The organism is Mycobacterium ulcerans subsp. shinshuense (assembly GCF_002355775.1).
In the GTDB taxonomy this organism is placed as follows: domain Bacteria; phylum Actinomycetota; class Actinomycetes; order Mycobacteriales; family Mycobacteriaceae; genus Mycobacterium; species Mycobacterium marinum.
In genome coordinates, this window is record NZ_AP017625.1 from 87,304 (window position 1) to 101,403 (window position 14,100).

Here is a 14,100-nt window from a genome sequence, read left to right on the forward strand (position 1 = left end):
GTTAATTAAAATATGTAGTAGCGCAGTTGGCTGTAGTGCTGGATCAGCTTTGCATCGTTAGTATTTCAGGCGGCAGCATCGAGAACGGTGACCTCATACCCGACCGCGAACCGGTCAGCCATTTCGGTTCGCGAATCGATGGCGCTGAGCAGATGTCGTTTGGCGTTACGCCGCGACCGCACCAACACGTCTGAAACGTTGCCGTCCTGGTCGATCGCACGCCACAGACAACGGGTGATCCCGTTGACCTTCACCAACACCTCGGCCAAGTGCCACTTGTCGCCCGGGCGGGGACGACGTCGATGCAACTTGCCCACCCGCTGACCCCTTCCTAGTCCTTCCCAGTCCTTCCAGGTCGCCGATGCACACCAACGTGACAATGACCCGCCAACTGCGGCCCCAGCACACCCCGGGATCCGCTAGCGGCACAACCGAAACCATCAGCACCACCGGTTAACATCACCCACCGAGGCCAGAACCTTCGCAGCCCAATTTACACCGAACTCCACCCACTGTTGCAAGAAAAATCTTGAATCCACAACGTCTTCTAGAGCCGAGTGCCTTTGACGCAGATGTCATTTGATCTCACGGGCCACAGGGCAATGGGCCACGGGGCAATGAGTGTGGCTGCATCGGGCAGCCTACTCCGCGGGGGCAGGTAACCCAGTGCGGAGTGACGATGCCGATGATTGTGTTCGTGGTTGAAATCGTCCATGACCACGCGGTCTTCGAGTGGGTTGGTCCAGCGGCTGCGGTAGAGGCACTCCCTTCGTAGCCGGTTGTTGAACGATTCGATGTAGCGTTGTTCCACGGGGTTCTGGGCTGGATGTAGCACAGCCCTACCTTGCGGTCGCAGAACTGTCGCAGCGCTTGGGAAATGAGCTCAGGGCCATTGTCCATCCGCAGCACCTTCGGTGGGCCGCCGGCCGCGGCGAACACCCACTCGAGCCCGGCGATGAGCCGCTCGGCGGTAATCGAGCGCTCCACGATGTTCAGCAACGATTCTCGGATGTGCTCGTCGACCATTGAGGCGATCTTGACCGCTTTGCTGTCTGTGGTGAAGTCGAACTGGAAATCCATCGCCACAACACCTTCGGCGCATCTGCCTCGCCGTGCGGGGCGGTGCAGGCATCAGCACGTTTGCGCGGCTGTGCACTCGAGGCTGCAGCCCCCTGTTTTCGCTGCCGGTGTTGTTCACGTCGCGGTGCTCGTCGTGGCGCAGGGTCGCCCTCACGCAGCGAAACCCATGGCAGAGGTGTTTGGCGGACTAGGTCCGCAGCCACTGCCGTAGCAGGGCATCAGGGTCAGCCAGGGTAGCCGCGAGCGGGGTGCGGCGATAGGTGGAGTGGGCACGCCCGACCGCCTTGCACGCCAGCCGTTCCGACATGCCCAGAACCTCTTTGAGCATGTCCACGGCTCGGCGTTTGGCGTCCGGGCTCAGAATTTTCCAGTGATGATTGGATGGGTGCTGGCCGGATGGTGTGACCCCGAAGTTTCCAGTGATGATTGGGTGCTGGCCGGATGGTGTGGCCCCGAAGTTTCCTGGCCGACGATTTGTGCCTTGCGTAGGACCTGTCGACCCTGCGGCCAGCACCTAGCCCCAAGGAACCAGGGGCGCCGCCCGCGCAGGATGTGACCTCATAGGAGCGTGCTCGCCCGCAGCCCGTCACTGGCCTGTCCGCCCTGCTCGGCGATGCCCGACGACAGGAAGGACAACCGGTATGGGCCGGAGTTCACGAGCCATCATCGGCGGCGTGGATACGCACGCAGCAACTCATCACGGCGCGGTCATCGATTCACGTGGCCGGCTGCTCGCTGACGCCGAATACCCGGCCTCGGGGCGCGGTTATGCCGCGATGCTGACGTGGATGCGCAGCAAAGGAAACCTCACGAAAGTTGGCGTCGAAGGAACCGGCGCCTACGGGGCCGGGCTTGCCCGCTACCTGCACGAGCAGGGCGTCGAGGTGCTTGAGGTGCCCCGCCCCGACCGGCGCATCCGTCGGCAGCGCGGCAAGAGCGACCCGATCGATGCTGAAGCCGCGGCACGAACCGTCTTGGCAGGTCGGGCAAGCGGAGCTCCGAAGCTAGTCGATGGGCCGATCGAAGCCATCCGCATGCTGCGGGTAGCCCGCAGCGGTGCGGTCAAAGCCAAAACCGCCGCGGTCAACGCCCTGCGCGCGATGCTCATCACTACGCCCGACACGCTGCGTTCTCAGCTACACGGCCTGTCTTCGGCCCAACTCGTTGCCGCATGCACCAAGTTACGTCCCGACGCGGCTAATCTCACCGACCCGGTTCAAGCCGCCAAAGCCGCGTTGCGTTCGATCGCGACCCGCACACGCCAGCTCGAACTCGAATCACAGGCTCTGCGAACCCAACTCGACGGACTCATCAAATCGGTCGCGCCCGCCACCAGCGCCGTCTTCGGGCTCGGGCCAGACACCGCATCCGCGCTGCTGGTCACCATCGGAGACAACCCCGACCGGCTACGCAGCGAGGCGGCGTTCGCCCGCCTATGCGGAGTAGCCCCGATCCCCGCCTCATCCGGGAAAACCCACCGCCATCGGCTACACCGCGGCGGCGACAGAACCGGCAACCGCGCCCTGCACATCGCCGCAGTCGTGCGCCTGCGCTACGACCCACGCAGCCGCGCCTACGCCGACCGCCGCACCTCCGAAGGCCTATCGAAGCCCGAAATCATCCGCTGCCAGAAGCGTTACCTTGCCCGTGAAGTCTTTGACGCGCTACGCACTGACTTCACCAAACTCAACACTTGACATCTATAGGAGCGTCCTTGGCGACCTCCCGCAGGGCGTCCTTCACCAGCTCGGTCTCGGCCGGCAGCCGCTTCAGGCGGGTGTTCTGTTCCCGCAGTTCTTTGAGCTCCTTGCCCGCGTCCACGTCCACGCGCCGTAGCCGCATCGCCAGTCGTACAGCGTGGACGGCGACACCTCCAGCTCGGCCGCGATCTCTTCGTTGATCTTGCCCGCCGCGGCCAGCTCATCAGCGCGGCGCAGCTTGCGCACCACGTCCTCGGCCGAATACCCCTTACGACCAGCCCCGTCGACTCATCGTCCCTCCACGCCCTCATTCGGGGCATATGACCTCCTGATGATCACTCTGCCCTCGACTCCCGCAACGGCGGACCTACAGCATGGGCACAGATCAGGCGGACTCATTGGCTGGGGACACGCGACCATCTTCGTGGCAAATGACGCCCACCGAATCGTCTCCCTCTCTGATCGTTTAGACCGAAGTTAGCGGGCCTGGTCGGGTGGATTTATGAATTGACCTGCGGGTTTTGGGGTTTGGCGGGTTGGCGTTGGTGGCTACGCGGCGCTGGTGAGGGGGATGGTGGTTCCGATGAGGTCAAAGGCGTGTTGTTGGTCGGGGGTGGGGTGGCGAGCATCGGGATCGGGTTGGTGGTGTGGGTGAAGTTGACGTCGTTGCGGGTCAGGGTTGCCAGGTGCTCGAGCAGGCCGCTGAAGCTGCGTAGCGTGGCTCCGTTGGCGTCTTGGTGGCGTGCGGCTTTGGTTTTGGCGGCAGCTGAGCGTTGGGCGGGTGCGACAGGGTTTTCCCGGGCTGGTGGGTTTTCGTCGGTATAGGTCATGGGTGCCCAGGCTTTGCGTAGGTGCCACACCAGGTAGCAGGCGAGCATGGCGATCAGGATGTGGGCTTTGACCCGGTCGTCGAGTCGGTGATGAATGGGGCGTAGGTCCAGGTCGTCGGTTTTGATGCTGCGGAAGTCGCGTTCGACGTTGGCGAGGTTTTTATAGCTGACCACGACTGCGGCGGGGTCAAGCTCGTTGGCGGTGACGCTGGTGCGCAGCACGTAGATCCCATCAAGGGCGGCTTCGGCATCGATCTTGGTTTGGTCACGCGTCACGGTCAGTGTGGTGTCGGTGATGTCGAGATGGAAGTGTTTGGCCATCTTGAACTTTGCCAGTACTTTGCCAACTTTCACCCCGATCCGCCCGGCGCCGGCCAGCCGGCCACAAGCTACTGCGGCGATGATCGGCGCCAGCGCAGCCTCGGTGGCGGTCAGCAATTCGGCACGTTTGCGGGCGCGTTGGGTCGCCAACAGTGGGTTACGACACGCGATGAGTCGTTCGCTGGGATAGTCGGGGTGGGTGATGGTGGCCAGGTCTTGGGTATCGAACAGGCTCAGTTGCAGCGGCCCGTCATCACCGGCGAGCTTGGCGATCGCCGGTGCACGCAGCGCGGTGATCCAGCCGAAACCGGTTGCGGTGTCGGGGTCGTTGTTGAGTTCGCGCAGCGCGGCGATACGCGCGGAGGTGATCATGCCGCGATCACCGACAAGAACCAGCCGGTCCAGCCCGAAGCGCTCACGCACTACCTCGACGATGTCGGTGAACGCGGCCGGGTCAGCGGTGTTACCGGCGAACACCCGTATCGCCACTGGGCGCCCAGCGGGGTCGGTGAGCAGCCCGTACTCGATTTGGGGTAGGCCCTTCTTACCGTCACGGGAATACCCGCGTGCAGCCAGATCGCAGCATTGGCCGGTCATCCACGATGAGGACAAGTCAAACAGCGCCATCCGCGACGGATTGACCGAGGCGGCCAGGTGTTTGGCAGCCAACTGTTTTTCGATCGCGTCTTGACGGGCGAGCAGCCAGTCCATCGCCTCATAGATCTCGCCGGTCGATGCGTTGGTCACGTTCAAATCTTCGCCGAGTGTGGTGTCGGCCCACCAGGCCAGCGTGGCCAGCTTGGAGGCAGGTCGGAGCACCCGCGAGATGATCAACCCCAACACCAGATCGCGGGACCGACACCGCGGCCCCAACAGTGCGGGCAGCCCCAGCGTGCGTGCCATGGCCCCCACCGCGGCCACATGCCCATGGGGCAGTGAACGTGTGATCTCACAGACCGACTCGGGCGCTACCAGCGCCTGGCCCTTGAGGCTGGCCTCGACCACGTCGATAACGTGGGCAGGCAGCTTGGACAGATTCGCCAGGGTCTGGTGTCGAATTTTTGCCGTCGCGATAGCTTCGCCGCACCAGCACCGCCTCGTAGCGGCGCGCGTTGCCCGCCTTATCCACATGCGCACTCGGCGTACAGGCTACGTGCATCGCCATCGGCTTGGCTATACCTGAATAGTATCAACATAACCCAACTACAGATACTAGTGACACACCATTCCTAATGGCTACATATTTGGGCCGAAAACGACCCAAAACCAAAGCTCAACCACTAATTTCGCCTACCTCACAGCCGCTAACTTCGGGCTAGTCGCGATCTGGAACATCGCCACCACCAACACCGGCTACCACGATCCCGGAGGGGACTACTTCACCCGGCTCAACCCCCAGAAAGCGTGACACAACGCTGTTCGCCAACTCGAAGCCATGGGCTACCACGTCACCCTCGACCGAGCGTCCTGACCGCTCACCTTCCAAACGCACCTCACGTCAATCTTCTCGTCAGGTGAACAAATTCACTGACGCGTCTTCTGCAAAGCGCAACGTAAGTACCCCGGCGGTGGGCGCTCAATCCGGAAATCTTTGAGAAACCAGACAAGCGGCCGGCGGGCGGCGGCGCCGGATACTGGCGACGCTGTTGTCGTTTGCCGGCCGTTGATCGGCCCTGACGCCCCAGTTCGATGAATCCAGCTTTCACTCGGCCGCGAGATCGACATCTTGTTGCGCGTTGGCCAACCGTTCGGCCAGACATTGCTGGACAAACGACAGGACTGTCGTGTGGTAGTCGCCGGCGGTGTGGCCCAGGCTGATGTTGTGTCCGGCCTCGGGTTGTTCATGCAGGATGAACCGCGGCGCGCCAGAGAACAGGACGGCGATTTCATCTAGCGCTGAACTATCGCGCTGCCAAACCTTTTCGTGTTGGGCGATGCTGAAATGTACCGGCACACGCACAGCAGGGACTAGCTCCAGGAAGGTTCGGCGGGTCCAGTCGGCCATCATCTGCTCCTCGTAGGCCGGGGCGGACGAAGAAATGATGGCCGCGTTGAGGACCTCGGGCGGGTATAGTCGCTGCGGATGCCAGAGCAAATCATAGAGGCCCACCCACCGGTGTTCACCAGTGGCCGTTGTCAGGATTTCTCGGGCCTCGGGCTGATAATGCCAGCCGGTACCAGCCAACTCGATGCCGAGCAGCTCGGCACCGCGCGTCTCGGTGGCCATCCACATCGCCAGTTCGCATCCGTTTGAATGGCCCATTATGAACACCCCGGCCCCGCGTGGCCGCTGCGCCAGGATGCGATCCAGCGCCCCATAGGCCAGCGCGGCCCGCTGGTGGGGCCGGTTCATCGCGTCGGGATCACCCGCCGAGCTGCCGTAGCCGGGCCGGTCAAGGGCCACAACGGTGAATCCCGCCGCCGCGCCGGTGTGCAGCAGGGAAAGCGCGCGGTGGCCAGGGCAGTCGAAATACCGCGCGTTGGTGGCACCGCCATGCAGGGCTAAGATCACGGCCTTAGGCTCCTGATCGGGTTCGGCGACTAGCGCCGACATCGCCACGCCATCGACGTCGACCACTGTGCTGACCACTTCGGGCCAAACAATCATGCGTCGCTCCTCGTCATTGGGTACTGGCAGTGCCGTCGGAATCCCGACCAGGGAAATGCGGTCACCTTGCTCGTCACAATCGGGAAGCCTCGCCATCGGCGCTCAACTCACTAATAAATACGCTCAACTCACAAATAAATAAGGGTCCAGGTGCCTCACCTCATGTTGACAGAGCGGGCCCTGCCCAAGAATACGGGCCCATCTCTCAGTGTTACTGCGATACTCCCTGTGTCGTTCATCCAGTTTCCTATTTTGAGGGCGGTCAACGCTGCCTCATCTTGTAATAAGTTCATTGGTGTTTGGGCACGGTCAATTTTCGTGTCCGAGTGCAGTGTCATGTGCCGTGTTTCCGGTATTGGTATTCGGCGGTCTTCGTGGAATTGCAGGTAGCGGCCCAGGGCGGCAAGGTAACCGTCTACTCCGACCCTCGGTGCATTGATATGCTCGATTCGAGTCAAGACTGTCTCCACATAATCTTCGGTGCTGTTAGTCCCTTCGAGTGGATCCAACAGAACCAGACCCACAAGATCGATGTCAGCGTCTTGTAGACGTGTCATCGTTGCCTGAGCTAGCTCGCAGACAATGGAGTGCGCTACCAGAACAATGGACGTATTTGCGTAGGCGCCTGTGATGGCAGTTGCCAGCGCCTCTGCCGACGTCTCTATCGAATTTGGCAGCTGCGCGTCGTAAAAGCCGGGCGCCGCAATTTCAGCGAAGGTCAGTGAATGAATGTTCGCAGCAGCGAGGCGAGCGTACTCATTCTCTGAGGTAGAGATGCAGATCAGGGTGAGTAGCCCATCAGGAGACGCGTCAGCTATGTCCGTCACGGCCGGGAGCTGGTTGAGTTCAGCCATATTGCTGAAACTTTGGTTCAAATTGGATGCGGCCATCAATAGGTCAGCGCCGGCACGGAATTTGCCCTCATCGATCGCGTGGCTTAGCAGGGACGCAATTGGTCCGATCGGGGTATGGCTTTGGGTGAGTCGGGTGTGCAGGTGTTGGGTTAGCGCGGTGGGTGTGGGGTGATTGAAGATGAGGGTGGGGGGCAGATCCAGGCCGGTGTTGTGGGTGAGGGTGTTGCGCAGTTCGAGGGCGGTCAGCGAATCGATTCCGAGGTCTTTGAACGCGGTGGCTGGGCTGATGCTTTCGGGGGTGTGGTGGCCCAGCACGGTGGCGGTGGCCGCGGCCACGAGGGTGGCCAGTGTTTGTTGTTGCTGTTGGGGGCTAAGTCCGTTGAGGCGGGCAGCGAGATCGGTTGGGGTAGAGGCCGCCCGGCGCCGTGGTGTGGTGATCAGCGCAGACAGGATCGGGGCCAGGGTGTTGTCGCGGGCGTGTCGGGCCAGGGTGTGGGTGTTGATCGGGGCGGGTATCGAAACGGGCTGTCCGGTGGCGAGGGCGGCATCGAACAGGGCCAGTCCGTGGCTGGTGGCGATGGGCATCAAACCCAGGCGGGTCATGCGGGCTAGATCTACATCGGTTAGATGCGCGGTGACACCGGTGCGGGTCTGCCAGTAGCCCCAGGCCAGGCTGGTCGCGGGCAAGCCCAGGCGGTGGCGGTAGTCGGCGAGAGCATCTAACGCGGTGTTGGCTGCCGCGTAGTTACCCTGACCGGGACTGCCTATCATTCCGGCCATGGACGAGAACATGATGAATGCAGACAGGTTGTGTTCGTAGGTGAGTTGGTGCAGCTGCCATGCCGCGTCGATTTTGGGGGCCAGCACCTGGTCGAGTTGATCGCCGGTCAACTCGGTGATTGGGGTGTCGGCCAATACCGCGGCGGTGTGCACTACCGCGGTTAAACGGTGTTGTGTGGGCACTGAATTGACCAGGGCGGCCAGTGCTTCGGGGTCGCTGATATCGCAGGCCGTGATGGTGACATGAGCACCTAGATCGGTGAGCCGCTGCTGCAGATCGGTGGCACCGTGGGCCTGAGGTCCGCGCCGCGAGGTCAACAACAGATGCCGGACACCATGGGCAGAAACCAGATGCTCGGCAAACAAGGCACCCAGCGTCCCGGTCCCCCCGGTGATCAACACCGTGCCCTCAGGGTCTACCACCACCGGCGCAGTGAGCACGATCTTGCCTGTGTGACGGGCTTGACTCATGTCACGTAAGGCCGAGATGGCTTGGTAGATGCTGTAATTAGTGGTCGGTAGGGGTTTTAGGGTGTCGGTGGCAAACAGTGGGGACAGTTGGGCCAGTGTGCGCTGGATGTGATCGGGGGAGACGCTGAGCAGATCGAGGGCGCGGTAAATGACGCCGGGATGGGTTGCGGCGATGACCTCGGTATCACGGATGTCGGTTTTGCCGATTTCGACGAAATGGCCACCGCGGGGCAGCAGGGCTAGGGATGCTTCGACGAATTCACCACTGAGGCAGTTCAATACGACATCAACACCGGCGCCGTTGGTGGCATCGAGGAATGCGTTGGAAAAGTCCAGAGTACGCGAGGAAGCGATATGGTCGCGCGGTACCCCCAGTGCCTCAAGGGTGCTCCATTTCGCGGCGCTGGCGGTGGCGAATACTTCGGCACCCAAATGGTGTGCCAATTGAATCGCAGCCATACCCACACCGCCAGTGCCGGCATGGATCAGCACTCGTTGCCCTCGGCTTAGGCCCGAGATCTCGGCCAAAGCGATGTAGGCGGTCAGGAATACCACCGGTATGGATGCGGCTTGGGGGAAGGACCACCGGGCCGGGATCGTCATCACCATGCGGTGATCAGCGACAGTGCTGGGGGCAAACGCACCAGAGACGGTCATGCCGGTCACGGCATCACCCACGGCGAATCCGTAGACGTCGGGACCGATCTCGCTGATCACCCCGGCGGCTTCTCCGCCGAATCCGTCGTCGGGGATTAGCCCCAACGCGACGACCACGTCGTGAAAATTCAAACCAGCGGCCCGGACATCGATACGGATTTGTCCAGAGGCCAGGGCAGTGTGGGCGGTCGGTAGCAGGGCGAGGTTGGCCAGATCACCCTTGCCGGTGGTGTCAAGGCGCCAGGGGCCGCTGTCCGGTGGTGTCAGGACAGCGGTGCGGGTCAGGCGGGGGATGTGGATGGTGTCGCGGCGTATGGCCAGTTGGTTTTCGCGGGTTGGCAGGGTTAGGGCGGTGGTGAGGGTGTCGCTGTTGGTGTTGTCGTCGGTGTCGAGCAGTGTGAAGCGTCCGGGGTGTTCGTTTTGGGCGCTGCGGATCAGGCCCCACACTGCGGCGTGGGCTAGGTCGGGGACCGGGTCGTGGGCACTGGTGCTGACGCCGTGGCGGGTCACGATGACCAGTCGGGTGCCGGTGGTGTCGGGGTGAGTGAGCCAGTCCTGCACCACGGTAAGTGTTTGGCGGGTCAGGGTGTGTATCCGAGAAGACACCGCGGTGTCGGATGCTTGGTGTGCCTGGAGCTCTTCGTTGCTGGGCACCGGTACCGGCCACACAACCACGTCTGCTTCGGTGGTGCTGGTGTGCAGGTCGGTGCTGGTGTGTAGGTCGTGCAGGTAGCGGGGCAGCTGTTGAGTGGGTTCGGCGATCACCCGATACCGCAGGGCATCGGTGTCGGTGTCGGTGTCGGTCGTGGTGTCGGGGTGTGGTGGCCAGCTCAGGTGTAGTAGGCCAGCTGCCGTGGCTGCCGGAGCAGACCCTGTGGCGGTGGTGAGGGGGCGGGTGATCAATGAGTCGATGATCGCCACCGGGGCTCCGGTGGTGTCACTGGTGTGCACGGTGATGGCATCGGTGTTGGTACGGGTCAGCCGTACCCGCAATCGGGTGGCGTGGGTGGCGCGCAAACTGATGCCGGTAAAGGCGTAGGGCAGCCGCACCTGGTCACCGGTGTCTGCGGTGTTGGTGTCATCGGTGTTGTTGGTGGGGGGTTGGGTCAGGGCGAGTAGGGGGTGTAAAGCGGCGTCGAATAGGGCGGGGTGGATGCCGTAGCCGTCGATGTCGGTGTCTTCGGGTAGTTCAACTTCGGCGTAGATGACATCGGGTGTGGCGTGGTCACGCCATATCCGTTGCACACCTTGGAATGTTGGGCCGTAGTTGTAGCCCTGTGCAGCTAGGTCGTCGTAGAAGTCATCCACCTCGATCGCGGCTGTGCCGGGTGGAGGCCACGGCACAGGCGTTAGGGGGAGGTGGTTGTGGTCGGCGGTTTGTGCGGTCAGGACTGCGCTGGCATGCAGAACCCACTCGGGTTGTTCATCGCCGGTGGTGGTGTTGTCATGGCCGATATGTGGGCGCGAGTGGATGTTAAGAGACTGCCGGCCCATGTCATCGGTGTCGGTGACGGTGATCTGTAGATCCGCGGTGTCGTGGCCAGCGAGCAGCAGGGGGGTGTGCACGATCAGTTCGTTGACCGAGGAATATCCGGCACGGTCAGCGACATGCAGCGCTAGCTCGACAAATCCGGTGCCTGGGAACAGCACGGCTGATTCGACGGCGTGTTCGTTTAGCCATGGTTGGGTGCGTGGGCTGATCCGGCCGGTGAACACCCATCCGCGGTTTTCGGCCAGTTCGGTGGCGGTGTCTAGCAGCGGATGCATGGCGTGGGTATTGGCCCCGCTGAAATCACCGGCGGTGGGCAGCAGCCAGTAACGCTGATGCTGGAAAGCGTAGGTGGGCAGTGTGAGGGGGCGGGCCTGGCAGTAAAGAACATTCCAGGATGGGCTGATGCCATGGCAGTGCAGCTGGCCGAGTGCTGCAGCGAACGCGACAGCATCAGGGCGATCCTTGCGTAGAGCTGGCACTGCTGCGCCGCCGCCGCCGGCTTGTTCGACGGTGTCGGTGATCGCTTGTGTCAACACCGGGTGAGGTGAGAGTTCCAGGAAAACCTGCTCACCCGCCCCGAGCAGGGCAGCGACAGTGTCATGGAACCGGACAGTGTTACGTAGCTGTTGGGTCCAATAGTCAGGTGAGGCGAGTTGGTCGTGGCGGGCGATCTGCCCGGTGAGGTTGGACAAGATGGGCAAGGTGGGTGCGGTGAAGGTGAGTTGGGCCGCGATCTGGCGGAATTGTTCGAGGATGGGGTCCATATGTGGAGAGTGGAAAGCGTGACTGACCTGCAGTCGGGTGGTACGTCGATCTTGGGCAATGAAGTGCTCGCCGATTTGTTCGAGGCTGTCGTGATCTCCTGACAGTACGATCGACGTTGCTCCGTTGATCGCGGCGATGGACACGGCGTGGTCTAGGCCTTCAAGCAGCGGTTGTACTTCTGCTTCGCTGGCTTGTAGCGCGAGCATCGTCCCGCCGGGCGTGCAGGATTGCATCAGTCGTCCTCGGCTTGTGACCAAGGTGGCTGCGTCTTGCAGTGACAGCACACCGGCGGCGTATGCCGCGGTGAGTTCTCCGATGGAGTGGCCTAGCAGGTAGTCCGGGTGGATACCGGCGTGGGTGAACAATCGATGTAGAGCGGTTCCCAGCGCGAACAACGCCGGTTGTGCATAGAAGGTCTGGTCCAGCAGTTGCGCCATGGCAGTGTCTTGTTGGCTGAACATCACCTCAAGCAACGCAACATCGAGATGCGGGTTCAGCGCCGCAGCGACCTCGTCGAGGGCGTGGGCGAACACGGGGAATTGGCGGTAGAGATCTGCGCCCATGCCGGGGTATTGACTGCCCTGTCCGGGGAACACGAACACTGTTTTGCCGGGGCCCTGTGGGGTCAGCAGGCCTCTGCTCAGCAGGGGGTGTGTGCCGTTGTTGGCCAGGGCGTGCAGTGCGGCCAGCGCATCGGTTGTGTCGTGGTTGTTTTCGCTGTGGTGCTCAATGCTGGTGGTGATGGTGGCGCGGTGGGGGTGGTGGCTGCGTGTGGTAGCCAGGCTGTGGGCTACATCGATCGGATCCAGATCGGGGTGGGCGCTGAGATGCTGGTACAGACGGGCCGCTTGTGCGCTTAACCCCGGCGCTGAACGCGCTGACAACGGCCACACCAGTACACCCACTGCGGGATCAGAACCCACTGCGGGATCAGAACCTGTTGTGGTGTCGGGGGTTTGTGTGGTGTCGGGGGTGGGGGGTTGTTGGAGGATGAGGTGGGCGTTGGTGCCGCTGATGCCGAATGAGGACACCGCCGCGGTGCGGGGGTGGTCGGTGTTGGGCCATTGGATGGGCTCGGTTAGGAGTTGGACTGTGCCGCTGGACCAGTCGATGTGGGGGCTGGGTTGGTCGACGTGCAAGGTGGCGGGCAAGGTGGCGTGGGTGATGGCTTGGATCATCTTGACCACACCGGCGGCGCCGGCGGCGGCTTGGGTGTGGCCGATGTTGGATTTGATGGATCCCAGCCAAAGCGGTTGATCGGGCGTGTGGTGGTGGCCGTAGGTGGCGTGTAGGGCGCCGGCTTCGATGGGGTCACCCAGTGTGGTGCCGGTGCCGTGGGCTTCGACGGCGTCGACCTGGTCGTGGGTGAGGCCGGCGTTGGCTAGTGCTTGGTTGATGACGCGTTGTTGTGACGGGCCGTGGGGTGCGGTCAGTCCGTTGGATGCGCCGTCTTGGTTGATCGCCGATCCAGCGACGATCGCAAGGACCGGGTGGTTGTTGCGGCGGGCCTCGGAGAGCCGTTCAAGGACCAAGACCGCGGCGCCTTCACCCCAGCCGGTGCCATCGGCGGTAGCGGCGAAAGCTTTGCAGCGTCCATCTGGGGCCAGGCCGCGTTGGCGGGAGAACTCGGTGAAAACCGCAGGTGTGCTCATCACGGTGACGCCGCCGGCCAGTGCTAGCTGGGATTCGTTGTTGCGTAAGGATTGGCAGGCCAGGTGAATTGCCACCAGCGATGACGAGCAGGCGGTGTCAACGGTGATCGCTGGACCTTCTAGGCCCAAGGTGTAGGCGATACGGCCGGACATGACGCTAGTCGAGCCGCCGGTCATCGCATACCCCTCAGCGCCATCGGAGTTGGTGGCGCCGTAGGACTGGGCCCAGGCTCCGACGAACACCCCGGTGGAGGTGCCGGCCAAGGTGTGCGCGGGAATACCCGCGGTTTCTAGCGCTTCCCAGCACACCTCCAGCAGCAGCCGCTGCTGGGGGTCCATCGCGCGTGCCTCCCGTGGAGAGATCCCAAAGAACCCGGCATCAAAACCTGCCGCATCGTCAAGGAACGCGCCGTAACGGGTGTAGGTTTTGCCGACCGCGTCCGGATCGGGATCAAACAATCCCTCCACATCCCAACCCCGATCGGCCGGAAAATTACCCACCACATCACGGCCAGCGATCACCAAGTCCCACAACTGATCCGCTGATGCGACACCACCGGGGAAACGACACGCCATCCCCACCACCGCCACCCGCTCTGATCTCTGCTTTTCGATTTTCCGCAGACGTGCCTGTATTTGGTGGAGGTCTGTGATGGCCTGTTTTAAGTAAACGCGTAGGTTTTCTTCAGTTGACACCACGGCCGCCTTCTAGAGTAGGTGAAATTTCGCTAGTTGGAGTGCGAAACATGTTTGCTAGGGAAAACAGCTCATCGTCTGTTGCCGATTCAAGATGAAGTTCCGCAGGTAATTCTGGACTACGGGTGTCATCCCATTTCGAGAGAATTGACCGTAAACGATTAGCGATTACGTGAGCTCGATCTTCTCCCGAA

The 14,100-nt window shown here is 62.3% G+C and carries 6 protein-coding genes and 3 pseudogenes; 1 reads left to right on the forward strand and 8 read right to left on the reverse strand.

The genetic code is table 11. The annotated features are described in order from the left end of the window. Positions 1-158: 158 nt before the first annotated feature. From SHTP_RS26460 to SHTP_RS27840, 4 genes and pseudogenes are all read right to left on the reverse strand, one after another. A pseudogene (locus SHTP_RS26460) lies at positions 159-311 on the reverse strand (DDE-type integrase/transposase/recombinase); the annotation flags it as partial. A 236-nt stretch (positions 312-547) separates the two neighbouring features. Next, positions 548-835 (reverse strand): integrase core domain-containing protein, encoded by a 288-nt coding sequence (locus SHTP_RS30605; RefSeq protein WP_420873066.1) that lies wholly within the window; start codon positions 833-835, stop codon positions 548-550. Between the two features lie 71 nt (positions 836-906). Further along, positions 907-1,080 (reverse strand): annotated as a pseudogene (locus tag SHTP_RS30610) (IS3 family transposase); the annotation flags it as partial. Between the two features lie 187 nt (positions 1,081-1,267). Continuing rightward, positions 1,268-1,408, reverse strand: coding sequence for a hypothetical protein (locus SHTP_RS27840; protein ID WP_157759953.1), 141 nt, complete (start codon positions 1,406-1,408; stop codon positions 1,268-1,270). 313 nt (positions 1,409-1,721) lie between these two features. On the opposite strand from SHTP_RS27840, the gene SHTP_RS26470 reads away from it, so the two are divergent. Continuing rightward, positions 1,722-2,777, forward strand: coding sequence for an IS110 family RNA-guided transposase (locus SHTP_RS26470; protein WP_012552881.1), 1,056 nt, complete (start codon positions 1,722-1,724; stop codon positions 2,775-2,777). Positions 2,778-2,849: 72 nt separating this feature from the next. On the opposite strand, the gene SHTP_RS26475 is transcribed toward SHTP_RS26470, so the two are convergent. The 4 genes and pseudogenes from SHTP_RS26475 to mlsA2 form a co-directional block, all read right to left on the reverse strand. After that, entirely contained in the window at positions 2,850-3,029 is a 180-nt protein-coding gene (locus SHTP_RS26475) for a helix-turn-helix domain-containing protein (RefSeq protein ID WP_083421624.1), read from the reverse strand. Positions 3,030-3,329: 300 nt separating this feature from the next. Continuing rightward, a pseudogene (locus SHTP_RS26480) lies at positions 3,330-5,096 on the reverse strand (IS1634 family transposase). 537 nt (positions 5,097-5,633) lie between these two features. Further along, positions 5,634-6,539, reverse strand: a complete 906-nt coding sequence (locus SHTP_RS26485) for a mycolactone biosynthesis thioesterase (protein WP_011178519.1) — start codon at positions 6,537-6,539, stop codon at positions 5,634-5,636. A 155-nt stretch (positions 6,540-6,694) separates the two neighbouring features. Further along, positions 6,695-13,909, reverse strand: coding sequence for a mycolactone polyketide synthase MLSA2 (gene mlsA2 / locus SHTP_RS26490; RefSeq protein ID WP_096372707.1), 7,215 nt, complete (start codon positions 13,907-13,909; stop codon positions 6,695-6,697). Positions 13,910-14,100: the final 191 nt, after the last annotated feature.

Excerpts from the sequence above, each read along its gene's own strand:
- SHTP_RS27840 (WP_157759953.1), bottom strand. The coding sequence starts at position 1,408 with ATGCTCAAAGAGGTTCTGGGCATGTCGGAACGGCTGGCGTGCAAGGCG.
- SHTP_RS26470 (WP_012552881.1), top strand. The coding sequence starts at position 1,722 with ATGGGCCGGAGTTCACGAGCCATCATCGGCGGCGTGGATACGCACGCA.
- SHTP_RS26485 (WP_011178519.1), bottom strand. The coding sequence starts at position 6,539 with ATGATTGTTTGGCCCGAAGTGGTCAGCACAGTGGTCGACGTCGATGGC.